Here is a 25006-nt window from a genome sequence, read left to right as displayed (position 1 = left end):
CGGAGCGGGACGTTACGCGGTTTTGAATCGCTTCGTGGGCCAGAATAAACGCCGCTTGACTTCAATCATTGGGCAGGGGGACGTCGGCCGTCTGACCGGCCGTCAGACACCCACCGCTTCTGCCGGAAAACAAAAAAAATAGCCCGCCACTGGAGATGGTTCGGGCCGGAAGGGTCGCTACAACCTGCCGACGACTGTAGCGCCCCCGGCCCCACGCCCGTGTCAGTCATCGTCTGATTTTTTGCGGTGCACCATGCCGGCGCGCATCAGGGCGTGGCGGCCAGTGGGCCGGCCGGGGTGGCGGGCGCGGCATCCCCTTCGATCCGCAGCTTCGGCAGGCCCTGCGGGTATTCGCGCTGCATGAAGTCGATCAGACCCTCGCGCACGGCGCAGCGCAGGTCCCAGGCCAGGCCGGACGACGCGGCCGTGCACAGCACGCGGAGCTGCATGGTCGTCTGGGTGGTATCGCTGACCACCAGGTTGAAGAAGCGGCCGTCCCACTCGGGCCGCGACTTGACGATGCGCTCCAGCGCCTCGCGCAACGGCGCCAGCGGCATGCTGTAGTCGACGTGGAAGAACACCGATCCCATGATCTGGGCGCTGTTGCGCGTCCAGTTCTGGAACGGCTTCTCGATGAAGTACTGCAGCGGGATGATCAGCCGCCGCTCGTCCCAGATCTGCAGCACCACGTAGGTGCTGGTGATTTCCTCCACGCGGCCCCATTCGCCCTCGACGATCAGCACATCGTCCAGCCGTAGCGGCTGCGTCAGCGCCAGTTGCAGCCCAGCGATCATGTTGCTGAACACGGGCTTGGCCGCGAAACCGGCGATCAGGCCGACCACGCCGGCTGATGCCAGCAGGCTGGCGCCCACCTGCCGCGCGCCCGGAAACGTCATCAGCAGCATGGACACGCCAATCACGATCACCAGCGTCATCGCGATCCGCGAAATCACGCGGGTCTGCGTGTGGATGCGGCGCGCGGCGATGTTGTCCGCGACGTTGACCGGGTGCTGGTCCAGGATGCCCTGCGCAAAGCCGGCGATGATCCGCACCACGAGCCACGTCACGGCCACGATCAGCAGCAGCCCGTTCAGGTGCCGGAAGCTGTCGATCCACGGCAGCTGGTCCGGCGCGGCCTGCCACGTGGTCTGCAGCAGCACCAGCGGCACCACGGCCTTGGCCGGCGCGCGCGCCTTGAGCACCATCATGTGCAGCACCGGCGTATGCCGCGTCATCCGCAACAGCAGCAGCCCGCCCAGCCGGTGTGCCAGCAGCCCGAGCAGGATGGCCGCCACGGCGCCCATCGCCGTGCCGAACCAGGGATGCCTTACCACGATTGCCATGTCCATGTGCAAAACCCTCGATCTGTGCGCATTATTCGAAAGATGCCTATAGCGACGCCCCGCCGCCGGAAAAGGTTCCCAACCGGGGGCCGTCCGGCGGCGGCCGGGGCCGGGGTCCATTAGAATCTCGGCCATCCGCCGGCAGCCCACTGCCGCCTTACCCGATCCCCCAGGAGCCTGCCATGACCGATCCACAGAAGTCGCCGCCGACCATCGCCGAGGGCTGGCAGGCGCCGCCCGACCGCACCAGCGTGACCGACGACGCCCATGTCGAGGACATCATCCCGCTGCCGCCGCCCGAGCACCTGATCCGCTTCTTCCCGATCCGCGGCACGCCGGTAGAGGCGCTGGTCACGCAGACGCGCCAGCGCATCTCGCGCATCCTGCACGGCCACGACGACCGCCTGCTGGTGATCATGGGCCCCTGCTCCATCCACGACCCGCAGGCCGCGCTGGAATACGCGCGGCGGCTGCTGGCCCAGCGCGCGCACTATGCCGACACGCTGGAGGTGGTGATGCGCGTCTATTTCGAGAAGCCGCGCACCACGGTGGGCTGGAAGGGGCTGATCAACGACCCGTACCTGGACGAAAGCTACCGTATCGACGAGGGCCTGCGCATCGCGCGCAGCCTGCTGCTGGACATCAACCGGCTGGGCCTGCCGGCCGCCGGCGAGTTTCTGGACGTGATCTCGCCGCAGTACATCGGCGACCTGATCTGCTGGGGCGCCATCGGCGCGCGCACCACCGAGAGCCAGGTGCACCGCGAGCTGGCCTCGGGCATCTCGGCGCCAATCGGCTTCAAGAACGGCACCGATGGCAATATCCGCATCGCCATCGACGCCATCCAGGCCGCGTCGCGCCCGCACCATTTCCTGGGCGTGCACAAGAACGGCCAGGTGGCCACCGTCCATACCAAGGGCAACCCCGACTGCCACGTGATCCTGCGCGGCGGCAAGGCGCCGAACTACGATGCCGATTCGGTGGCCACCGCGTGCCGGGAGCTGGAGACGGCCGGGCTGGGGCACGCGCTGATGGTCGACTGCAGCCACGCCAACAGCAGCAAGCAGCACCAGCGCCAGATCGACGTGGCGGCGGACGTGGCGAAGCAGGTGGGCGGCGGCAGCGCGTCGATCTTCGGCGTGATGGTGGAAAGCCACCTGCTGCCCGGCGCGCAGAAGTTCACCCCGGGCACGCACGACCCCTGCAACCTGACCTACGGGCAGAGCATCACCGATGCCTGCATCGGCTGGGACGACTCGGTGGCCGTGCTGGAGACGCTGAGCCAGGCCGTGCGCCAGCGCCGCGCCGCGAAGTAACCGGTGCGCCACAGGCGGCGGCGCCGGGGCGGCGTGCGCCTTCGCCTAAACGCAGCCAACGAAAACATTCACTTCGGGCCGGGCCGCCGATGGACGAACATTCGAAGGCCCGGCCGTCCCGCGCGGCGGCTTCCGTCCCGACGATATGCGCGCCGCCCTGCCCTCTCCCCTGCCCCTCGCCTTGCTGGCGGCCGCCTGCGCCGTGCTGGCCACGCCGCCGGCTCGTGGCGCAGATGCTGACCAACCCGCAGCACCCACCGCAGCCACCGCAGCCACCGATCCTGCCGGGCCGCCAGCCGGGGCCGCGCAGCCGGGCTGGATCGACCGCATGCTGAACAAGCTGGGCGCGTCGAAAGAGGTGGACCTTAGCCACGGCATCGACTGGGGCGTGCTGCCGGGGCCGTTCTACAACCCTGAGATGGGATTTGGCGTGGGCGCGGCCGCCATCGGCCTGTACAAGCCGAAGAACGCCGAGAAAGACACGCAGCTTTCCACGCTCACGCTGACCGGTTTCCTGACCACCACCGGCGCCGTGGGCATTGGCGTGGACAACAACACCTTCTTTGCCGACGACAGCTACCGCTTCGTCTTCAGCGGCGGCCTGATCAACATGCCCACCGCGTACTGGGGCATCGGCTACGACAAGGCGGCCAACCCGGCCAACAAGGAGGACTACACGCGGCGCGGCGTGGTGATCCAGCCGCGCATGATGGTGCGGGTGCGGCCCAACGTCTACATCGGCGGCGGCTACGACTTCGAGTACGACAACGCCGCCCAGTTGCAGCGCGGCGCCGACAGCGCGCTGGCCACCGACCCGCACGGCACGCGCGTGCTGAGCAGCGGCCTGACGGCCCATTTCTCGTACGACACGCGCGACTTCCTGCCCAACCCGTACCGGGGCCAGGCGCTGCTGCTCAACGGCACGGTCTACCGGCGCGCCATTGGCAGCGACAACGACTTCGAGACGCTGGAGATTACCTACGACCGATACTTCCGCATGCGCGACCGTGACGTGCTGGCCTTCGACGTCTACGGCAAGTTCAACTGGGGCGATGTGCCATGGAGCATGATGTCCAAGCTTGGCGACAGCCGGCGCATGCGCGGCTACTTCATGGGCCAGTACCGCGACAAGGCGCTGCTGACGGCGCAGGTGGAATACCGCTGGCATATCGCCGGGCGGCAGGGGATGGTGTTCTGGGCCGGCACCGGCGCCATCGCCGGAAACCCGGGCGCGCTGGCGTCGGCGCACTGGCTGCCGAACGTCGGCGTGGGCTACCGGTTCGAGTTCAAGCCGCGCGTGAACGTGCGCTTCGACGTGGGCGTGGGCAGCAACACCAAGGGCGCCTACTTCCAGATCAACGAGGCGTTCTGACGCCGCCCAACGAAAAAAGGCGCCGCGGACCCTTCGGCCCGCGGCGCCCTGCCAGCCCCGGAGGGCCGGGGATTACTTGCCCAGCTTCATGCTCGTCGGGTCGGCGGTCAGGTAGCCCACCGCGGCGCCCAGGCCGTTCTTGTAGTTGGCGAACACCAGCGGCTCGACGGCGGTCTTGACCTGCGTCTTGATGCCGTCGCCGGCGTGCTGGAAGTTGCTCATGATGTACGTCCAGCCGTTGAGCTCGTCCACGGCATGCAGGCCCGTGGATTCGCCGCCAGCCGGCACCGACAGCAGGCGCGACAGCTTCTTCGTGTCGACGTTGTACGCCCACAGGAAGTTGTTGGTGTGGCGGCTGCTGTCTTCACCGATGAACAGCGTGCGCAGCTTCTCGGAGAACTTGAGGTTGTCCGGGTTGCCGATGGTTTCCGGGTCGGACGTGTTGCCCAGCGCGTCGGCCGTGATGTCCTTGCCCACCAGCAGCGCCTTGGTATGCACCGGCACCCATTCGCTGTTGATGGCCGCGCCGGTCGTGTCGGCCTGGCCGCCGGCCAGCTTGTGCTGCATCACGCCGCCCGAGTTCACGGCCGCCGGCACGCCGATGTTGCTCTCGGCATACCAGCCCTTGGCCGTGTTGTTGACGACCATCGAGTCGACGATGTTCTGCAGCGCCGAGTAGGCGATCTTGTCCTTGATGTTGACCGTCGTGCCTTCCATCTTGGTGAAGCCCATGCTGCCGCCCTTCAGGGCCGCGTAGCGGTGGGTTTCCAGGAACGCGGCAACCAGTTCCTTGCCGGCCTTGACGCGCACCCACTGGGCCGCGCCGCTGTACATGATCTTCGTGTACGTCGTGTCGGCCGGGTCGGTGGCCGAGAAGTCCATGATGTCGGCAAACGTGTGCGACTTGGCCCAGGCTTCGACCTGCGCGCTCGTGGCGTGGCCCAGCTTGATCCAGGTGAGGTCGGCGCCGGCGGCAGCCGGGTCCACCGAGAAGCCCGTGCCAACCTTGGCCACGTACAGCGTGCCGGCCGACAGGTCCTTCTCCACGTCGGCCACGAACATGAACAGGCCGCTGTTGGTGGCGTCGTCGCCCATCAGCACCGTGCGGTTGTCCGGCATCACCTGCACCAGCTCGTGCGAGATGCGGCCCAGGCAGTAGTGCTTCTTGATCGAAGCGGTACCGTCCGGCTTGACCGTGACTTCCGGCAGGTGGCCGTACAGGTACGGGTTGAACGGGACCGACGCCGTGCCGTACAGGTTGGCGGCAAAGTCGATGCACTGCTGGTTCGTGGCGGCGGTACGGGCGTCCGGCTCGTACTCCTCGCTCGACAGGTGCGTGTTCCACGGCGACAGGCTGGCGCCGCAGGTAATCCACAGGCCGTTGGCGCCCGAGGTATCGACGTTGTGGTACTTCACCAGCGTCAGCTTGCCGGTGTTCGGGTCCTGGTCCAGCGTCAGCACGGCGATCGGCGACGGCAGGCGGCCGTACATGTCCTTGACCTTGACCGCGTCCCACGTGGTGTACTCGAACTGGACCACGGCAAAGACCGGGTTGCCCTTGACGCCGTCGACCTTGGCGCCTTCCACCTTCAGCAACGACGTGCCGTCCGGCGAATCCGAGAAGAACTGCTTCGACACCGACGGATCGATGATCGGGCTGTTGTTGATGTTGTAGTAGCCGCCGGCCAGGATCTGGCCGCCCTTGCCGTCCGGGACCATGTCGCCGGTGATGAAGAACGGCTGGTAGGCCAGCTTGTACGTCTGGCTGGTGCCGTCGCTGAGCTTCACGGTCAGGCTGGAGCCCACCGTCGTGGTGGCCATCGAGGCCGGGTTGCTCAGCGCCGGGGCCGGCATGCTCGTGAACTCGGCCGAGGCAAACGTCGGCGTCACGGTCGGCGGGGTGGTCGTGCCACCGCCCGGCGTGGTCGTGGCGGGCGGCGGGGTATCGTCGTCGCCGCCGCAGCCGGCCAGCAGCGAGGTGGAAGCCAGGCCCAGCGGCAGCATCGGAGCGCCGGCCAGGAATTTCAGTGCCTTGCGGCGCGAAGCATCAGGTTTCTCGTACATCTGGAAAGTTTCCCGTCTGATAGTTATCGAACGCGACCGGCGCCGGACTGGCGCGGACGGTTCAGGCCCCTGTGAGGTTGGCGGCACAAAGCACGCGGGAACGAATGCTAGGTGTCGTTTATGACAACAGGTTGAAGACGGCGTGAATGGCACACATCCCGCAGGCACTTGCATGGCTGCAGGTCGGGCCACGAGAATCGCGGAGGAGGGAAAAAAACGCCGCAGCCAGGTGCTGGCCGCAGCGCATCAATGCGCCGGTCCGTGCGACACCCACTATGTCGCGCGTTGCACCCCATTACTGGTTCTACCGGCTTGGCCTTTCATGGCAGAGGAACCGCCACGGAAACCGATCGTAGAGACCGGCCATGTCGGTTTCATGACAGCCTGTCCGGACATGGAGTCAGCCAGCAACGCGCGACGATGTCCGCCCTCCGGGCTGCCCGAGTGTGGTGAAAATCAAACGGAGAAAACCAAACCACTGCGGATTTTTTCTCATCAGCACCAGAAATTCAGGCCGGCCGGGAATATGTCATCTTTAGCCTATTGAAGTCGTCAATCTGGACGGCTATGGTTCTGCGCATAATATTTTCCACGGCAATATATGCAAATCCGAGCATATATTGTTCGCCCCAGCCGGAAAAACAATGAACCGATCCATTCCGGGACGCACCGCGTCTCCAGCCGCCCTCATGCCCCGCCTTGCCGGGTCCCGCCGGCGCGCGTCCGCGCGCCCGATTCCGCCTGTCCGTTTTGTAGCAACCTCGTAGCAACCGTCGCCACGACCGGGCAATAACGCCTCCCAAAGCCCGGTCCGGCGCACAACCTCTGGAGGTAATCCGACCCGGGGTGTGACGGGGTCACCGACGGCCGACCAGACCGGCGGACGCGCCAGACTGCATGGGCGGATTACCGAGGATCCACGACTGGAGAAAGTCCAATGAGCAGTGTCATCAATGATGGCGGCAACCCGTCCCGCGGGCCGGCGCCGTTCTTTTCCAAGGAAGCGACCTACGCCAAGCCGGGATTTTCCCGCTGGATGGTCCCGCCCGCCGCGCTGGCGGTTCACCTCTGTATCGGCCAGGCCTATGCCTTCTCGGTGTTCAATGCACCGCTGTCCAAGGTCATCGGCATTACCGAATCGGCGCCGGACGACTGGAAGCTGACCACGCTGGGCTGGATCTTCTCGCTGGCGATTTTCTTCCTGGGCATTTCGGCCGCGTTCGCCGGTAAATGGCTGGAGCGCGTTGGCCCGCGCAGGACGATGTTCACGGCGGCCTGCTGCTTTGGCGGCGGCTTCCTGATCTCGGCGCTGGGCGTCTACACGCACCAGATCGTGCTGCTGTACCTGGGCTACGGCGTGCTCGGCGGCATCGGGCTGGGCCTGGGCTACGTGTCGCCCGTGTCCACGCTGATCCGCTGGTTCCCGGACCGCCGCGGCATGGCCACCGGCATGGCCATCATGGGCTTTGGCGGCGGCGCGATGATCGCCGCGCCGCTGTCCGTGGCGCTGATGAACTACTTCAAGAGCGCCACCTCGGTGGGCGTGACCCAGACCTTCCTGGTCATGGGCGTGGGCTACTTCATCTCGATGGCCATCGGCTCGCTGGCCATCCGCGTCCCGCCGCCCGGCTGGAAGCCGGAAGGCTGGACCCCGCCCGTGGTCGAAAACAAGATGATCACGCGCAACCACGTGCACATCGACGAAGCGCTGAAGACCCCGCAGTTCTACCTGCTGTGGCTGGTGCTGTTCCTGAACGTGACCGCCGGCATCGGCGTGCTCGGCCAGGCGTCGCTGCTGATCCAGGAAAGCTTCAAGGGCAGCGTTACCCCGGCCGCCGCGGCCGGCTTCGTGGGCCTGCTGTCGCTGTTCAACATGGGCGGCCGCTTCTTCTGGGCGTCGTCGTCGGACTGGATCGGCCGCAAGAACACCTACTTCGTGTTCTTCGCGCTGGGCGCCGTGCTGTACTGGCTGGTGCCGCAACTGGGCGCCAGCGGCAACATCGCGCTGTTCGTGCTGGGCTACTGCGTGATCATGTCGATGTACGGCGGCGGCTTTGCCACCATCCCGGCCTACCTGGCCGACATGTTCGGCACGGCCTTCGTGGGCGGCATCCACGGCCGCCTGCTGACCGCCTGGGCCGCCGCCGGCATTGCCGGCCCGGTGCTCGTGAACTACATCCGCGAATACCAGGTGGCGCACGGCGTGACCGGCGCGCAAGCCTATGCGATGACGCTGCACATCATGGCCGCGCTGCTGGTGGTCGGCTTCCTCTGCAACCTGCTGGTGTCGCGCGTGAATGCCAAGCACCACATGAGCGATGCCGACGTGGCCCGCCTTGGCGCCAGCGCCGGCGCGGCCCACTGACCGGCCGCCCCCGCGACAAGGAGTCCTTCGAATGCAAAACCAGAACCTGAACGCACATCCGACCAACAAGGGCCTGCTGGCCGTCTTCTGGCTCTACGTGCTGATCCCGCTGGTGTGGGGCGTGTCCAACACGATCACCCAGGCGCTCAAGCTGTTCCAGTAAGCGCCCACCCGCACGCAGAAAGGCCGCGACACGTTCGCGGCCTTTTTTTTGCCTGCGCCGCCGGAACGCAGCATTCCGGCGACGCGCCTTGGCGCCATGCGCCCCGCTTCCTACACTGGACGGGCCGTACCCTCCACCCTACCCCTCCGGAGCACACATGAAGATCGATCTGTCGGGCAAGACCGCCCTGGTGACTGGTTCCACGGCCGGCATCGGCTTTGCCACCGCGCGTGGCCTGGCCGAATCGGGCGCGCGCGTGATCGTCAACGGCCGCAGCCAGGCCAGCGTCGACAAGGCCATCGACACGCTGCAGTCCGCCCTGCCCCAGGCCGACGCCATCGGCTTTGCCGGCGACCTCGTGGACGCCACCGTGGCCGACGCGCTGGTCAAGGCGCATCCCGACGTCGACATCCTCGTCAACAACCTGGGCATCTTCCAGCCGCAGGACTTCTTCGACATCCCGGACAGCGAATGGTCGCGCTTCTTCGAGGTCAACGTGCTGTCCGGCGTGCGGCTGTCGCGCGCCTATGCGCCGGGCATGGTCCGGCGCCAGTGGGGCCGCATCGTGTTCGTGGCGTCCGAATCGGGCATCAACATCCCGGTGGAGATGATCCACTACGGCTTCACCAAGACCGCCCAGCTGGCCGTGTCGCGCGGGCTGGCCAAGCGGCTGGCCGGCACCGGCGTGACCGTGAACGCGGTGCTGCCCGGCCCCACGCTGTCCGAGGGCGTGGAGGCGATGCTCAAGGACGAGATCGCGCGCACCGGCAAGTCGGCCGAGGCCGTGGCCGCCGACTTCGTCAAGGCCCACCGCAGTTCGTCGCTGATCCAGCGCGCCGCCAGCGTCGACGAGGTGGCCAGCATGATCGTCTACGCGTGCTCCAGGCAGGCGTCGGCCACCACCGGCGCGGCGTTGCGCGTCGACGGCGGCGTGGTCGATACGATCATCTGACGGCGCGGGGGAGCCGCCATCGGCTAGCTGCGCCGGTGGCGCATCATGGCCGCCATGGCCGCCGAGGCGCCCAGCACCAGCGCCGTCGCCAGGATCGGGTGGCGCGTGGATGCCGTGTACGGGCACGACTTCAGCGCCCGGCGATCCCCGGCGCGCTCGACCAGGCTGTTGCCGGCCGCGTGCAGCGCGTTGTCATCGCGCGGGCCGGCCGGCGTGTCGGTCTGCTGCGCGCGGCCCATGAAGCGCCGCATGAAGCGGTCGAACGTGTGCGGCGCGTGGTAGGCCGCGGCCGAGAACGCCTTGGCCGCGGCACCCACGAACATGTCGCGGCGCGGATGCTCGGCGGCAAACAGGATCGCGTCGGCCGCCATGGCCGGATCGTAGAGCGGCGGCGCCTGCCGGGGCTCCACGTGCAGGAAGTTCTTGGCGTGGGTGACGATCGGCGTATCGAGCGCCGCCGCCTTGATCAGCGTGACCGAGACCGGCGCCTTTTCCTGCTCCAGTTCCAGCCGCAGCGTGTCGGTGAACCCCTTGATCGCGTGCTGTGACGCCGCGTAGGCGCTCTGCAGCGGCAGCGGGCAGTCGCACGACTCGCTGCCCATGTTGATGATCGCCCCGCCCTCCTGCCGCAGGTGCGCCACGGCGGCCAGCGATCCATGCACCACGCCCCAGTAGTTCGTCTCGAACAGCCGGCGATGGTCCTCCAGCGGCACGTCGTCGTGGCGGCCGAAGATCGTCACGCCGGCGTTGTTGACCCACGTATCGAAGCCGCCAAAGCGCTCGATGGCCGTCTGCGCGACATGCGCCACGTCCTCGTGCCGGCCCACGTCGGCGGTCACGGTGATGACCTCGGTGCCATGCTCGCGCAGTTCCTCGGCCAGCTTGTGCAGCGCATCCTCGCCGCGCGCCACCAGTACCAGCCTGGCCCCCCTGGCAGCCGCCTTGCGGGCCGTCACCAGCCCCACGCCGCTCGTGGCCCCGGTCAGCACGATGACCTGCGAGCCCACCTTCTTGTGCGTCTTCATCTTGCCTCTCTTGGCTGAGTTGGATCGGGATCGAAGCCAGGGTGACGTCGCACATCCCGTGCCCGGCCAGCCGGCGGGAGACGCCGATGTGCGCCGCAGCAATCCCGGCCAGGATTTACAAACGCGGTAAAAAGTCCGCCATCCATGTAGGACGGCTACTGCTTTCGCACGCGACGTGGGCTGCATAAGCTGGAACGGACCCCGCTTTGCGCGCTTCGCGCAATACGCCACCACCCGCTGCCATGGCCAAGACCGCCTCCGCCACCCGCCCCGCCTCCCGCAAGCCGGCCGACGCCGCCCTGGGCAAGTACCAGGACATGCGCGACTTCGGCGCCACGCCCGAGCCCAGCGGCAAGACCGCGCGCGGGCGCCGCGCGGCGGCCAACGGCGCCCACGCGTTCGTCATCCAGAAGCACGCGGCCCGGCGGCTGCACTACGACTTCCGGCTGGAGCTCGACGGCACGCTCAAGAGCTGGGCCGTGCCCAAGGGCCCGAGCTTCGACCCCGCCGACAAGCGCATGGCCGTGCATGTGGAAGACCACCCGCTCGACTACGCCGATTTCGAGGGCGTGATTCCGGCCGGCCATTACGGCGCGGGCACCGTCATCGTCTGGGACCGGGGCGTCTGGATTCCGGACGAAGACCCGGAGGCCGGCTACCGCGCCGGCAAGCTCAAGTTCGAACTGCGCGGCGAAAAGCTGCAGGGCCACTGGACGCTGGTGCGCATGGGCGGCCGCAAGGCGCGCGACGACAACGCCTGGCTGCTGATCAAGGAGCGCGACGCCTTTGCGCGGCCAGCGTCCGAATTCGACGTGGTCGAGGCCATGCCCGACAGCGTGCTGGCCGGCACGGCCAGGCCGGGCAAGAAGAAAGCCGGCGCCGCCAAGGCCGACGCCAAGGCCAAGCCCGCGCGCGGCAAGCGCACCGCCGCCATCGAACTGCCCGAAAAGGCGAAGCCGGCCGCGCTGCCGCTGGCGCTGACGCCGCAACTGGCCACCCTGGTCGAAGCCCCGCCGGCCGACCCCACCGCGTGGCAGTACGAGATCAAGTTCGATGGCTACCGCATCGTGGCCCGCATCGACGGCGACGACGTGCGGCTGTTCACGCGCAACGGGCACGACTGGACGTCGAAACTGCGTCCGCTGGCGGCCGAGATTGCCGGGCTCGGCTGGCCCGACGGCTGGCTCGACGGCGAGATCGTGGTCGTGGACGCCCAGGGCATCACCGATTTCCAGGCACTGCAGAACGCCTTCGAGACCGCCCACGCCGAGGCCATCCAGTTCTACGCGTTCGACCTGCCCTACTACGCCGGCCACGATCTGCGCGCCGTGCCGCTGGCCGAGCGCCGCGCGCTGCTGTACCGGCTGCTGGCCGACCACAAGTCCGGCCGGGTGCGCTTCAGCGACAACTTCGAGGGCGACCCGAAAGACATGCTGGACGCGGCCTGCCGCATGAAGCTCGAAGGCATCATCGGCAAGCGCGCCGATGCGCCGTACGTCAGCACGCGCGCCGGCACGTGGATCAAGCTCAAGTGCCAGAACCGCCAGGAATTCGTGATCGGCGGCTACACCGATCCCAAGGGCAGCCGCAACGGGCTGGGGTCGCTGCTGCTGGGCCTGCACGATCCGGACGGCAAGCTGCGCTACGTGGGCAACGTGGGCACCGGCTTCGACACGGCCATGCTGGACGCGCTGCGCAAGCAGCTGGACGGGCTGGCCGCCGACAAGACCCCGTTCGACCCGCTGCCGCGCGGCATCAAGGGCCACTGGGTCAAGCCCAAGCTGGTGGCCGAGGTCACGTTTGGCGCCTGGACCCGCGAGGGCCGCATCCGCCACTCGGTCTTCCATGCACTGCGCACGGACAAGCCGGCATCCGCCGTGACGCTGGAGAAGCCGGCCAAGCCCGCCGACAAGGCGCCGCAGGCGGCGGCCAACGCGGGGACAAAGACGGCGGCCAAGGCAGCCGCAAAGACGGCAACCGGCCGCAAGACGTCCGGCAAGACCGCCATCGGCAACGTGGCCGTCAGCCATGCGGACCGCGTGATCGACAAATCCACCGGGCTGACCAAGGGCGACCTGGTCACCTATTACGCCCGCGCCGCTGCACTGATGCTGCCGCACCTGAAGGGCCGGCCGCTGGCGCTGGTGCGGGCGCCGGCCGGCATCGACGGCGAGCAGTTCTTCCAGCGCCACGGCGACACGCTGAAGCTGAAAGGCGTGCGGGCGCTGGACCCGGCGCTCTGGCCCGGCCACCCGCCGCTGCTGGAGATCACCGGCGCCGACGCCATCGTCGAGGCCGCGCAGCTAAACGTCGTGGAATTCCACACCTGGAACGCGCTGGCGCGCAATATCGGCAAGCCGGACCAGATCGTGTTCGACATCGACCCCGGCGAGGGCGTGACCTGGCGCGAGATCCAGGAAGCCGCCACGCTGGTCAAGGCCATGCTCGACGAACTGGGCCTGCAGGGCTTTCTGAAGACCAGCGGCGGCAAGGGCCTGCACGTGGTGGTGCCGCTGGCCGCGCGGGCCGGCTGGGACGAGGTGCGCGATTTCTCGCAGGACGTGGTGAATCACATGGCCAGGACGATTCCGGACCGCTTTGTAGCAAAGAGCGGCCCCCGCAACCGCGTTGGCAAGATTTTCATCGATTACCTGCGCAACGGTGTCGGCGCTACCACGGCGGCCGCGTTTTCGGCGCGCGCCCGGCCCGGCCTGGGCGTCTCGATCCCGGTGAGCTGGGATGAGCTGGACGACCTGACCGGCGCCGCCCACTGGACCATCGCCAACGTCGAAGACCGGCTGGCCGAACTGGCCCGTCACGACCCCTGGGCCGGCCACGACAAGGTTCGCCAGACACTGACGCGCGCCCGCAAGCTGCTCGGCGACGGCTGAAACCAGCCCCCGCCGCCCGTGTATCCCCCACGCCATGGCGCGCGCGGCGCGCTGTAGGCGTCCGTCTGTCAGCCGCTTGGCCATAAGCGGCACGGTTCTTGCCACGATGCTCCCAGAACACGGCCGAAAAGGGCCGCCGAGAGCTGATGGAACCGATGAGACAAGACCCCGATCCCTGGTATTCGAGCGAATTCTGGCAGCGCGCCGTCATCGGCGTGTTGATGCTGGCACTGGCTTGGATGCTGGCTTCGCCGGCCGATGCCGGTGCCGCCTGGCTGCGCGCGCCGCATGGCGCGGTGGCGCCATGAAGTGGATGAACGGGCCCGTCGGGCCTTCGGGACGTTACGTCGAAAATACAAATGCCATGGGTGGAATGCAGGTAAAAACTACAATTCAGGATCGTTTGGCGCCACTTGCCCGGTTTGCAGGGGATGGCGCCGTGCCGCTTCGTGCCCTGATCGCTTCAGATTCCGCCATTACCAAAGCGGCGCCGCTTGCCGCCTGCCAGCCATGAACGCTTCGACCGTGCCCCATCCGACGCGCCGCCCGCTGGTCCTCAACGTCGAGGGCCGCGAGGGGCCGCGCTACGTCAAGAGCCGCATCCTGAACCGTGCCGAGTTTTCCGTCCTGGAAGCCTCCGACGGCCAGGCAGCGCTGTCGCTGGTGCGCCAGCACGCGCCAGACCTCGTGCTGCTGTCGGGCCAGCTTTCCGACATCGACGGGCTCGACGTCTGCCGTCTGATCAAGAGCGATCCGCAGACCGCCCGGACCATGGTGCTGCTGACCTCCCCCGGGGTGACCGATTCGCACCGCCGGGTGCAGGCGCTGGATAGCGGCGCCGACAGCCTGCTGGTGGAGCCGGTGGAGCCCGAGGAGCTGATCTCGAACATCAACGCGCTGCTGCGCATGCGCGGCGCCGAGGATGCCTACCGCCGCACATCCGAGGCGCTGCACGAGAACGAAGACCTGTTCCGCCAGCTGGCCGAGGCACTGGCCGACGTGGTCTGGATCCTCGATCCGGCCGCCCAGCGCTTCCTGTTCGTCAGCCCGGCCTTCGAGGCGCTGTGGGGCCGGCCGGCCGACATCGTCAAGCAGGACCCGACGCAGTGGCTGCAATGGGTCTCGCCCGAGGATCGCCCGCGCATGGAAGCCGAATGGCAGAGCATGCTGCGCGACGGCCGGCTTGACGCCGGCTTTCAGCTCGAACGCCCCAACGGCGAAATCCGCGAAGTCCACATGCGGGCGTTCCCGGTACGGGGCGCCGACGGCCGCTGCCTGCGCGTGGCCGGCATCTGCCAGGACGTGACGCGCCACAACCGCGCCGAACGCACGCTGTACAACGAGGAACGCCGCAAGGACGAATTCCTGGCGATGCTGGCGCATGAGCTGCGCAACCCGCTGGCGCCGATGCGCAGCGCGGTGGACCTGCTGCAGCAGTTCTCGCCGTCGCGCGAGGACATGTTCCGCGCCCGCGACATCATCGGCCGCCAGCTTCATCACCTGACCCGGCTGGTCGACGAACTGCTGGACGTGTCGCGCTTCAACCAGGGCAAGATCACGCTGCGGCGCGACCTGGTGGAACTGCGCGGCGCGCTGAACACGGCCGTCGAAACGGTGCGGCCGCTGCTGGAATCGCGCCAGCACACGCTGCGGCTGTCGCTGCCGGAGCAGCCGCTGCCGGTGCGCGGCGACATGGTCCGGCTGACCCAGATCTTTGCCAACCTGCTGCACAACGCGGCCAAGTACACGCCCGAAGGCGGCCAGATCACGGTGGAGGCCACCGTATCGGACGGCAAGGTGTTCGTGCGCGTGCGCGACAACGGCAACGGCCTGTCGCCAGCGCTGCAGCGCCAGCTGTTCGATCCGCTGGCGCCCGAGGTGGGCGCGGCCGATGGCGCCGCGGGCGGCGAGCACGACGACCGGCCGCCGGTGCCGCAGGACGCCTTTACCGACCCCGACAACTTTGCGGCACGCGAGGGCCCCGGCATCGGCCTGACGCTGGTGCAGAAGCTGGTGACGCTGCACGGCGGCCGTGTCAGCGCCGAAAGCCCGGGCCGCAACCTGGGCAGCACGTTCACGGTGGAACTGCCCGTGGAGCCGTGGCAGAACTGGCACCCGACCAGCGGCAAGACGCGCGCGCAGTCGTCGGCCACGCACACGATCATGCTGGTCGACGACAACGTCGACGCGCTGGAAGCGATGACGATGACGCTGGAAACGCTGGGCCACACCGTGGTGACCGCGGCCGACGGCCAGAGCGCCATCGACCGCGCCGCCAGCGTGCGGCCGGACGTGGTGCTGCTGGACCTGGGCATGCCGACGATGGACGGCTTCGAGACCGCCCGCCGGCTGCGCGAGATTCCCGAGCTGCGCAACGCGCGGCTGGTGGCGCTGACCGGTTTCGGCCAGCCCGACGACCGGCGCCGCACCCGTGCCGCCGGCTTTGACCTGCACCTGGTCAAGCCGGCGGATCTCAACGCGCTCACGCGGCTGCTGGACGAGCTGGACGCCTGACCGCCGAGCGCCTGGACGAGGAACACCATGCACATCACCCCCGAACCCGACATCACGCCCCCGAAGCCGGAGATGCCGCCGCCCGAGCCGCCCGACAACACGCCGGAGCCGGTGAACGACCCGCCCCCGGGCGACATGCCGCCGCCCCCGCCGCAGCGCGCGGCCTAGCCGGGCGTCGCCATGTCCCGTGCCATCTGGAAGGGCGCCATCAGCTTCGGGCTGGTGAACATCCCCATCGCCGTCAAGCCCGCGTCGCGCACGCATTCGCTGGACCTGGACCTGCTCGACAAGCGCGACATGGCCCCGGTGGGCTACCAGCGCATCAACAAGCACACGGGCAAGCCCGTGGAGCGCGACGACATCGTCAAGGGCTACGAGTACGAGAAGGACGAGTACGTGGTGCTGAGCGACGAGGATTTCCGGCAGGCCAACGTCGAGGCCACGCAAACGGTGGACATCGTCAGCTTTGTCGACGCGGCCGCCATTCCGCCCTATTTCTTCGACACGCCGTACTACCTGGAGCCGGACAAGCGCGGCGAGCGCGGCTACGCGCTGCTGCACGAGACCATGCGCAAGACCGGCCGCGCCGCGCTGGCGCTGGTGGTGCTGCGCAACCGCCAGCACCTGGCCGCGCTGATGGTGGCCGGCAAGGCGCTGGTGCTGAACACGATGCGCTTTGCCGACGAGGTGGTGCCCGTGGCCGAACTGAGCCTGCCCGGCGGCAAGAAGAACACGGCCAGCCCGCGCGAGGTGCAGATGGCGACCAAGCTCGTGGAAGACATGAGCGAGGACTTCAAGCCCGAGCAGTACCACGACACCTACCGCGAAGACCTGCTCGCGCGCATCCACGACAAGGTCAAGGCCGGCAAGACCCACCTGCTGACGCCGGCGTCGGACGAGCCGGCCGCCGGCACCGGCAAGGGCGCCAAGGTCATCGACATGATGGCGCTGCTCAAGCAGAGCCTGGGCGCACGCGGGAAGCGTGGCGGCGACAGGGTGGACGGGATCGCCAACGACAGCGACGCGGCGCCGCGCAAGGGGTCGCGGCGGGCGGCGGCGAAGGCGTCGGGCAAGGCTTCGGCGAAGACATCGGCGAAAACGTCGGCGAAAGCGTCGGCCAGGACGTCGAAGACATCGGCGGGCAAGGCTTCGGCCAAGACTTCCGCGAAGACGTCGGCAAAGACCTCAAAGGCTTCGGCCAAGGCCGGCGCCACAAAGCCGGCCGGCAAGCAGTCAAGCAAGTCGGCAACCAAGCCGACAACCAAGCCAGCGACCAAGCGCGCCAGCAAGAAGACCCCGGCCACGGCCGCCCAGCGCCGCAAGGCCGCCTAGCCTCGCCCGCCCTCCCAAAGAAAAAGAGCCGCGACACGTGGGAGAGTCGCGGCTCAGCGCAGGGGCGACCAGGGTCGCCGCGCATCATCAACCGGTTGGGTCAGTCAGTCTGTCAATCCGCTGGCCAGAAAACCTGTACCTCCATTCATCTTCGAGGTCGGCCGCGCCATCGGGCGTGGCCGGTCATGCGGCATGGCGCCTGCTTAGCGCGCCGACACCTTCAGGTGGTCGTCGACCGAGCTCACGCCCTCCACCGACCGCACCGTTTCCACGGCCATCTGCCGCTGTTCGGCGCTCGGCACCGATCCCGTCAGGTTCACCACGCGATCCTTGGTCTTGACGTGGATGCCGGTGGACTTCAGGTCCTTCGTCGCCAGCAGCTTCGTCTTGACCTTGGTGGTCAGCGCGCTGTCGGTCACCGCCTGCTTGGCATTGTCGACGTTCGCGTCAACCTTCGCGCCCGACGTGGCCGCCGGCAGCTTTTCCTTGTCGCCGTCCGAACGGCCCGGCATGCCCGACGGCGTATTGGTCGGATTCGCCTGCGTCACGGTGCTGCCCGTGGCATCGGCAACCTTCATGAAGCCGCCGTTGTCCAGCGCATAGGCGCCGCCCGCCGTGGCAAGCGCGGCAATCATCGTGGCAATGCGAAGCGTCTTTACAGCGTGGGTCATGGCCCTTTTCTCCTTGTTAGCGTTTGAATCGCGATGAATCAAGCTTTTCGCGTGGTGTCCGCACGGACACCGGTATTCATCACTTGCAAGGAGTGTTCCAAAGCGGCAAAGCCTTTGCTGGCGCGGCCCGGCAAGGTTTTGGGCATGCCGGCCGCCGCGCCGGCGTATGAAAAGCATGCATCCGTTGTAAATCGGGAAGGCCCGCCCCAGCCACTGCAAGTCGCGCATCCGCTACGTTTGCAGCCCGCAGATGCCATACGCCCCACATTGCCGACGCCTGCCGGCCGTGGCACGCGCATTGCTCAATCCTCCATGCGGCACCCCCCGCCGCGCGACTTGGAGACAGCAATGGGACAGCAGCAAGGCCAAGGTGGCCAACAAGGTAGCCAATCCCAACCGGGACAGAAGCAGCAAGAGCAGCAGTCCGGCCAGCGCGGAAACCAGCAGCAAGGCGGCCAGGACCAACAGCGTCAGCAAGGCGGCGGCCAGATGGGCAACCAGGACAAAGGGTCCGGCCAGCCCCAGCAGGAAAGCGGCATGGGTGGTCAGCAAGGTGGTTCGCAGCAGGGCCAGCAAGGTTCCCAGCAGCAGCAACAACAGAAGGACCGCCAGTAACCCGCGTGCCCACACGCACGGCTTTCCGGGCCCCGCAGTGACATCTCCACGGTTGTCACATCACGCCTGAAGTCAAGGCGTGCCTCACAGGAGCGGGCCCACCGGCCGGAACATCCGCAAGGGTGTTCCGGCTTCTTGCGTGATGGCTCACCCCAACCGCCCCGACACCGCCGCGATCGCCTGGCGCCATACCTCGCGTTGCCGGTCCAGGTAGTCCACGGCCTGCGGGCCGGTCAGGCTCAGCGGTTCGGCGCCGTCCTGGGCCAGGCGCTGGCGCAATGACGGGTCGCGCAGCACGCGGGTCAGCCTGTCGGACAGCGCGGCGCGGCGCGGTTCGGGGATGCCGGACGATGCCAGCACGCCGTACCACGCGTCCTGCCCCATGCCGTCGATGCCCGATTCGGCGAAGGTCGGCACGGCCGGTGCCAGCGGGCTGCGCGACTTGCCGGTAACCGCCAGCGCGCGCACCCGGCCCTGCCGCATCAGCGGCAGCGCGGCCTGCAGCGTGCTGACCAGCACCGCCACATGGCCGCCTTGCAGGTCCACCAGCGCCCGTGCGCTGCCTGGGTACGGCACGTGCGCCATCGAGACGCCCGCCTGCCGGCACATCAGTTCGCCCACCAGGTGGGCGCTGGAATGGACCCCCAGCGACGCGTATGCGATCTCGCCCGGCCGGCGGCGCGCCTCGGCAATCAGGCCAAGCAGCCGCGCGCGGGCATCGTCGGCACGGGCGCGCGTGCCGTCGCCGGCGATCAGCAGGACATGGGGGGTACTGGCGACGATGGCCAGCGGATGCAGCGGACGCGCCGGCGCTTCGGGCGTGCCAGCCAGCAGTGGACCGATGCTGACCGAGCCCACCGTGCCCAGCAGCAGCGTGGGCCGTTCATTGCCCGCGCGCGCCGCCTCGTGCATGGCGATCTGCCCGGCCGCACCGGGGCGGTTGTCGACGATCACCGGCTCGCCATCGGCGGACAGGCTGTCGGCCACGATGCGCGCCACGTGGTCCGCGCCGCCGCCCGCGCCATAGCCCACCAGCAGGTGCAGCGGCGCGGCGGCGTGGGCGGATGGCCAGGGGCGCGCCAGCGGCAGCATCAGCAATGCGGCCGTGAGGCGCCGGCGGACGGGAACAGACATGAAGGCGGCAAGACTGGACGAAAGGCTGCGCGCATCGTAGCACCGCCCGTCCGCGCCCGCCGCCCGGACAAACCCACCCGGCCCGGGCCGCGATGGCACCCGGCGCCGGGTACTCGGGACAGCCGCTCAGGGCTGCGGCGCGCGGCAGGCGGCGCCGCTGGCGTTGGCGGCCGGGTCCATGCCGAAGACGGCCTGCGCGCCGCATTGCGATCCGAACATGCGCGCCTGGTCGTGGCCCACGCCCACCACCTCCATCGACCGGTGCGCGCTGGCCTGCCCCGGCCCCGCCAGCACCTGCTCGTAGCGCCAGTACGCCCGCGCGCGCTGCAGCCGCGTGGGGCCTTCGGCCTCGGCGCCGCACGCCTTGTCCAGCACGCGATGGTTCGGGTCGTTGTCCTCGCTGCCCACCAGGTACGTCACCTGCCGCTGCATGTAGCGCCGATAGAGCGTCATGCCGTCCGCGCCCCGGGCGTACGCCACCATGTCGCGCATGCCGTAGCGGTACTTGTCGTAATCGGCGCAGGTGGCGGTGCTGTACGGCGCAAAGCGCCGGTAGTCGGGCGCCACGGGCCGGTCCGGCGTGAAGTACAGGTACGACGACGGATTGGCCACCACGTAGCGCAGGTCGATGCCCGACGCGCGCACCTTCTCGTCCACGTTGTTGAGCACCGCGTAGCGGTGCACGATCTGCGCGCCGCCCGAATGGCCGGCCACGGTGACCTTGCGGACCATCGGCAGCCGCTGGCGGTCGGTGACGTAGGCCAGCAGATCGTCCAGCACCTGCAGCGAGCTCACACCGGCGCCGGGCCCCGACACCGCGTCCTCGCCGCCGATCCAGCCCTGCACCGTCCACACCGGCATGTTGTCGAAGCGCTTGGCCGCGTCCGGCGTGCCGGGGAAGTTCGGCGCGATCAGCAGCACCTCGTCCGGATTCCGGCCGCTGGCCTTGAGCAGCGCCGCGCCGGCTTCGTAGTAGTCGTCACCATTGCGCTGCAGCCCGTGCTGGACGAACACCACCTCGCGGATGCCGCGCAGGTCGCCGCCGAGCGCGTGGTTGGCATAGACCGGGAAGTCGTAGCCGGCGCCCGTGCCCAGGTGCACGCGCTGCCATTGCGGCCTGGCCGCAGCGGACGGGCTTGCGGACGCGCCTGCCGAGGGGCTGGCGGACCGGTTCGCGCAGCCGGCCAGCGCGGTGACGGCCACCACGGCGGCGAGCGCCACGGCCGGAATCGGTCGGATGCGGGGTTGGCGAAGCATGGGCGTCTCCTGTCGTTGTCGGTATGGGTGGGTATGGGTCGGCAAGGCCGCCCGGCCGCCTGCCGGCGCATCGGGCGAAACGCCAATACTACGGCGCCGGGGGCGGCACGTAAAATATATGCTTTCCCGCATTCCCATATACGACGGATATATCGATGGAGCTCAGACACCTGCGCTACTTCCTGGCCGTGGCCGAGACCGGATCGGTCACGCGCGCCGCCGAACAGCTCGGCATCCAGCAGCCGCCGCTGTCGCAGCAGCTCAAGGCGCTGGAGGCCGAGCTGGGCGTGACGCTGTTCGAGCGCCAGCCGCGCGGCGTGACGCTGACGCCGGCCGGCGCCGCGCTGCATGCCGATGCCGTCGACCTGTTCGCGCGGATCGACCAGATGCGCGCACGCATGGCGCGGATGGCGCGCGGCGACGAGGGGTCGCTGGCCATCGGCTTCACCAGTTCGGCCGCCGCGCACAAGCTCACGCCCGAGGTGCTGCGCGCCTGCCGGCGCCAGTTTCCGCGCGTGGCGCTGTCGCTGACCGAATGCAACGCGGCAGAGGCCATCGAGCGGCTGGCCGACGGCACGCTGAACGCGGCGCTGCTGCGCGCGCCCGTGCAGCACCCGGAAGGCGTGCGGTTCGACCTGCTGCTGGAAGAGGAGATGGTGATCGCGCTGCCGCTGGACCACGCGCTGCTGCGCCGCCGCGCCCTGCGGGGCCAGGCGGCCACCGCGCCGGTATCGTTGAAGGAACTGGCGTCCGACCCGTTCATCCTCGTGCGCCGGCCCGGCGCGCCCGGCATGTATGGCGACCTGCTGCGCGAATGCGAGGCGCTGGGCTTCACGCCGCGCATCGGCGCCGAGGTGGAACGCATGCTGACCAACCTGAACCTCGTGGCAGCCGGCGCGGGCGTGAGCGTGGTGCCGGCGTCGATGGCCGGGCTGAACCGCCATGGCGTGGCCTACTGCCGGATGGTCGAGGCCGATCGCCTGCGCGCGCCGCTGACGCTCGGCTACCGCGAGGGCCAGGACGACGCCGCGCTGGCGGCGCTGGTGGCGCTGACGCATCGCATCGCGGCGCGCCATCGCAAGAAGGGGCAGGACGACGCCTAGCCGCGCGCGGGATCGCCCCTTCCCCGCAACCACCGGGGCGACCCCATGCGGCAAGCGGCGGCGTCAGTGCAGCAGGCCAACCTCGAAGCGGCCCGTGGCGGTGCCGATGAGCAGGCCGCCGTTGTACAGGTACGATGCCACCACGCCGCCCGTGGCGCCAAGCACGCCCGGCACCGGCGTGTTGTACGTCAGCGTGCCCGATGCCCCGTTGCGCACGATGGCCGTGCCGTTCAGGCTGGCGTCGACCTGCGCGCCGTCGGTGGCGACGATGCGGTAGGCGCCGTCGGCCGCGCCCGCCGGCAGCCCGGACGCCGATTGCTGGACGTAGATGTTCATGCCATACGCCGTGGCCGAGCGCGTGAGGATCACCGGCACCGGCGTGCCGTTGACCATGCCGCTGATCAGCGACCCGCTCAGCACGCCGTCACCGGCGGCGATGGTGCCGCCCACGAAGTAGTCGAACGCGTTGCGCGCGGCATTCCAGACGATATAGCCCTTGGTGGTGTTGGTGCAGGCCGCGTCGTAGACGATGAAGCCGCCGCCCGCGCCCGCCGCGCACGTCTGCCACGTGGCCGCCGACGACCGCAGCCGCGCCGACCCCGTGCGCACCGTGACCGCGCCATCGGCCACGGCGGTCTGCACGCCGTTCACGTTGTAGATGTCCGCCACCTGCTTGTAGTCGGCCGACACGTTCTGGAACGCCACCATCGGCAGGAAGCTGCCGCCCGACACGGGCCGCACGCCGCCCGCCAGCACGCCGCCGCCGGTGAGCGTGAACTGCGCGCCGTTCTCGTCGCTGGCGTAGGTGCAGCCGCCCTGCGAGACCAGCTGGCCGGTCCACGCCGTGGCCGCCGCGCGCTGGGCGCTGGCGTCGATGGTCACCGTGTACTTGAGCGTGGCCGGATCGATCCGCACCGACAGTTCCTCGCCGTGGGTGTTGCCGCCCTTCCACGTGGTAGCCACCGACGGCAGGTTCAGGCACGACTGGACGATGCCCGAGGCGCCTTCGCACGTGTAGTTCACGGCGGCGTCAGCGCTGCCGGTGCCCTTGTACTTGGGCCACGACGGGTACTGGCACAGCGGCCGCGTGCGCCCGTACGTGCCGGCATTGGTGTCCATCACCTCGCGCGTGCCCGGCGCCACGCCCATCTCGACCCAGTTTTCGAGCGCGGTCAGCGAATTCCACGCCGGCAGGAAGCTGCCCGTGCCGTGGCCCATGCCGGGCACCGTGTAGAACCGGATGCCCTGGTCCACGGCCGGCTGGCCAACCCGCGCCATCACGGCCTTGTACCAGGCGATGGTCGAGTTCGGGCTGATGACCTCGTCGGCCAGGCCGTGCAGCATGATCAGCCGGCCGCCCTTGCCCAGGAACGCCGACAGGTCCGGGTTGGTCGCGTCAGTCAGCGCCGACACCGCCTGCACGCGCGACGTCCAGCTACCCGGGCTGGCCGGGTCGAATGTCAGCGCGTCGAACGTGGCGTTGCGCGTGACGAAGAACTTGACCCACTGGTCGCCTGTCACGTACATGTTCGCGTCGGCCGTGGTGGCCGGGTTGCCGGGCACCGCCCGCGTGCCCAGGTCGCGCGTGGTGAACGGTCCCGCCACCAGCGCGCCTTCCAGCAGGTTGTAGCCGCCGGCCACGGTCACGCCGTTGGCCAGCGGATAGTTGAGCTGCAGCGGCTGCTCGATGGTCTTGACCGTCGCGATCTGTGCGTCGGACAGGCAGGTGTCGCCAGTGTCGGCCCCGCCCACGCAGCGCAGGCTGGCCAGCACCTGCATCGCGCCGACGCGGCAGCCTTCCACGTTGCTGACGACCTTGTCGGCCACGCCGTCCAGCGTGTCGCAGGCATCCATCGCGGCCTTCTGCACCAGCAGCGTCTTGTTGATGTTGAGCCAGCCCGCGCCACCGTTCAGGTACAGCGCGCGGCCCACGGCCACGTTCGACAGCCGCGTGCCCGTGTAGTTGAGCGCCGGTTCGTTGGCGATCACGCCGTCGTAGTCGGCCGGCCAGCGCTGGATGTAGCTCAGCGCGTCGCGCCCGCCCGTCGACGTGCCCAGGAAGTAGGCGCGCGTGGGCGCCTTGCCGTAGCGCTGCTGGATCAGCGCCAGCGCCACGTCATGGGTCTTCTTGAGCGTATCGCCGCCGTAGTTGGTCAGCGCCTCGTCGTTGGTGGCAAAGCGGCCATCGGTGATGCTGGTGCTCTGGTGGCCCGAATCGTCGCCCCAGGTGGCATAGCCGCGCGACAGCGGCGCGGGATCGTCGGGCAGCGCAAAGCGCACGGTCTCGGTGCCGTCGATCAGCGTGCCGTCGAAGCCGCCGCCGCCGAACTGGATGCCCTTGCCGTTCCATTGGGTCGGCAGATTCACCGCGAAGTTGATGCTGGGCGACGAGCCGTCGACCGGCGCAATCGCGCCGCGCACCTGGCAGTACTCGCCCAGCGTGTTGCCGGTGGTATCGGCCGCGATCAGCGTCGCCTTGGTGACGCTGGCGCCGCTGGTGGGCAGGGCCAGGCTCGATGCGGGCAGGCTGACGCCGTTCAGCGCGTTGCAGGCTTCCACTGCGCTCAGTACCGGCGTGGCCGGGTTGCCGGGGTTGGCCGGGTCGCCGCCCTGCCCGCCGCTGCCGCCGCTGCCGCTGCCGCTGCCGCCATTCGATGCGGCCGGCGCATCGTCGCCACCGCCGCAGGCCGCCAGCAGCAACGCCGTCGCGCATGCGGCAGCCAGCCGCCACGTGCGGCGGCCATGGATTCGGGATGTCATCAGTTGTCTCCTCCAGTGCAGCCGGTACTTGTGCCGGCATGCTGGAGCGAGACGGTATCACCGGGGAGGGGCCACGTAAAATATATGCCGGATCACGTATCCATATGGACGACATATGGATCTGCGACT

Annotated in this window: 20 protein-coding genes; 12 read left to right on the top strand and 8 right to left on the bottom strand. The window is 68.8% G+C overall.

The genetic code is table 11. The features are described from left to right. Positions 1–266: 266 nt before the first annotated feature. Positions 267–1349: a mechanosensitive ion channel family protein gene (locus QTN24_RS21370; RefSeq protein ID WP_124685387.1), complete on the bottom strand. Its 1083-nt coding sequence runs from the start codon at positions 1347–1349 to the stop codon at positions 267–269. Positions 1350–1525: 176 nt separating this feature from the next. On the opposite strand from QTN24_RS21370, the gene QTN24_RS21365 reads away from it, so the two are divergent. Together QTN24_RS21365 and QTN24_RS21360 are read left to right on the top strand one after the other, a co-directional pair. Beyond that, positions 1526–2659 (top strand): 3-deoxy-7-phosphoheptulonate synthase, encoded by a 1134-nt coding sequence (locus tag QTN24_RS21365; RefSeq protein WP_313839612.1) that lies wholly within the window; start codon positions 1526–1528, stop codon positions 2657–2659. 328 nt (positions 2660–2987) lie between these two features. Further along, positions 2988–4031, top strand: a complete 1044-nt coding sequence (locus tag QTN24_RS21360) for a BamA/TamA family outer membrane protein (protein ID WP_253700259.1) — start codon at positions 2988–2990, stop codon at positions 4029–4031. A 72-nt stretch (positions 4032–4103) separates the two neighbouring features. Here the strand turns inward: QTN24_RS21360 and QTN24_RS21355 are convergent, their stop codons facing one another. After that, on the bottom strand, positions 4104–6095 hold the full coding sequence (locus QTN24_RS21355) for a PhoX family protein (protein ID WP_124685390.1): 1992 nt from the start codon (positions 6093–6095) through the stop codon (positions 4104–4106). A gap of 937 nt (positions 6096–7032) precedes the next feature. On the opposite strand from QTN24_RS21355, the gene QTN24_RS21350 reads away from it, so the two are divergent. The 3 genes from QTN24_RS21350 to QTN24_RS21340 all read left to right on the top strand — a co-directional run bounded on the left by QTN24_RS21350 (position 7033) and on the right by QTN24_RS21340 (position 9575). Then, positions 7033–8460, top strand: coding sequence for an OFA family MFS transporter (locus QTN24_RS21350; RefSeq protein WP_124685391.1), 1428 nt, complete (start codon positions 7033–7035; stop codon positions 8458–8460). 31 nt (positions 8461–8491) lie between these two features. Then, positions 8492–8623, top strand: coding sequence for an oxalate:formate antiporter (locus tag QTN24_RS21345; protein WP_124685392.1), 132 nt, complete (start codon positions 8492–8494; stop codon positions 8621–8623). 157 nt (positions 8624–8780) lie between these two features. Then, a complete protein-coding gene (locus QTN24_RS21340; RefSeq protein WP_313839606.1) occupies positions 8781–9575 on the top strand; it encodes an SDR family oxidoreductase in 795 nt (264 codons plus the stop codon). 23 nt (positions 9576–9598) lie between these two features. Here QTN24_RS21340 and QTN24_RS21335 read toward each other — a convergent pair whose 3' ends face one another. Continuing rightward, complete coding sequence (locus QTN24_RS21335) at positions 9599–10600, bottom strand: SDR family oxidoreductase (protein WP_313839605.1); 1002 nt, start codon at positions 10598–10600, stop codon at positions 9599–9601. Positions 10601–10842: 242 nt separating this feature from the next. On the opposite strand from QTN24_RS21335, the gene ligD reads away from it, so the two are divergent. From ligD to QTN24_RS21305, 6 genes are all read left to right on the top strand, one after another. After that, a complete protein-coding gene (gene ligD, locus QTN24_RS21330) occupies positions 10843–13491 on the top strand; it encodes a DNA ligase D (protein ID WP_313839603.1) in 2649 nt (882 codons plus the stop codon). Positions 13492–13637: 146 nt separating this feature from the next. Beyond that, positions 13638–13799, top strand: a complete 162-nt coding sequence (locus tag QTN24_RS21325) for a hypothetical protein (protein ID WP_313839602.1) — start codon at positions 13638–13640, stop codon at positions 13797–13799. Continuing rightward, positions 13796–14005 (top strand): hypothetical protein, encoded by a 210-nt coding sequence (locus QTN24_RS21320; RefSeq protein WP_313839601.1) that lies wholly within the window; start codon positions 13796–13798, stop codon positions 14003–14005. Before QTN24_RS21325 ends, QTN24_RS21320 begins: the two co-directional genes overlap by 4 nt. Next, positions 14002–16005 carry a response regulator gene (locus tag QTN24_RS21315; protein ID WP_124685396.1) on the top strand — a complete coding sequence of 668 codons (2004 nt, stop codon included), beginning with the start codon at positions 14002–14004 and terminating at the stop codon, positions 16003–16005. Before QTN24_RS21320 ends, QTN24_RS21315 begins: the two co-directional genes overlap by 4 nt. Positions 16006–16032: 27 nt before the next feature. Further along, complete coding sequence (locus QTN24_RS21310; protein ID WP_172966134.1) at positions 16033–16173, top strand: hypothetical protein; 141 nt, start codon at positions 16033–16035, stop codon at positions 16171–16173. Positions 16174–16185: 12 nt separating this feature from the next. Then, positions 16186–17337 (top strand): Ku protein, encoded by a 1152-nt coding sequence (locus QTN24_RS21305; RefSeq protein WP_313839596.1) that lies wholly within the window; start codon positions 16186–16188, stop codon positions 17335–17337. Positions 17338–17540: 203 nt separating this feature from the next. On the opposite strand, the gene QTN24_RS21300 is transcribed toward QTN24_RS21305, so the two are convergent. The 4 genes from QTN24_RS21300 to QTN24_RS21285 form a co-directional block, all read right to left on the bottom strand. Then, positions 17541–18008, bottom strand: a complete 468-nt coding sequence (locus QTN24_RS21300) for a BON domain-containing protein (protein ID WP_313839594.1) — start codon at positions 18006–18008, stop codon at positions 17541–17543. A gap of 231 nt (positions 18009–18239) precedes the next feature. Further along, the gene (locus QTN24_RS21295; RefSeq protein WP_313839592.1) at positions 18240–18605 is read right to left on the bottom strand and encodes a hypothetical protein; all 366 of its coding nucleotides are present in this window, start codon (positions 18603–18605) and stop codon (positions 18240–18242) included. Between the two features lie 165 nt (positions 18606–18770). After that, entirely contained in the window at positions 18771–19757 is a 987-nt protein-coding gene (locus QTN24_RS21290; RefSeq protein WP_124685399.1) for a Bug family tripartite tricarboxylate transporter substrate binding protein, read from the bottom strand. Positions 19758–19883: 126 nt separating this feature from the next. Further along, positions 19884–21014 (bottom strand): alpha/beta fold hydrolase, encoded by a 1131-nt coding sequence (locus QTN24_RS21285; protein ID WP_313839590.1) that lies wholly within the window; start codon positions 21012–21014, stop codon positions 19884–19886. Between the two features lie 155 nt (positions 21015–21169). Here QTN24_RS21285 and QTN24_RS21280 point away from each other — a divergent pair, with 155 nt between their 5' ends. After that, complete coding sequence (locus tag QTN24_RS21280) at positions 21170–22117, top strand: LysR family transcriptional regulator (RefSeq protein WP_124685401.1); 948 nt, start codon at positions 21170–21172, stop codon at positions 22115–22117. 63 nt (positions 22118–22180) lie between these two features. On the opposite strand, the gene QTN24_RS21275 is transcribed toward QTN24_RS21280, so the two are convergent. Continuing rightward, complete coding sequence (locus QTN24_RS21275; protein ID WP_313839588.1) at positions 22181–24877, bottom strand: tannase/feruloyl esterase family alpha/beta hydrolase; 2697 nt, start codon at positions 24875–24877, stop codon at positions 22181–22183. Between the last annotated feature and the right edge of the window lie 129 nt (positions 24878–25006).

Origin of the sequence: Cupriavidus sp. SZY C1 (genome assembly GCF_032190535.1) — a bacterium.
Lineage (GTDB): Bacteria > Pseudomonadota > Gammaproteobacteria > Burkholderiales > Burkholderiaceae > Cupriavidus > Cupriavidus pauculus_C.
This window is presented reverse-complemented; position numbering and strand designations above follow the sequence as displayed.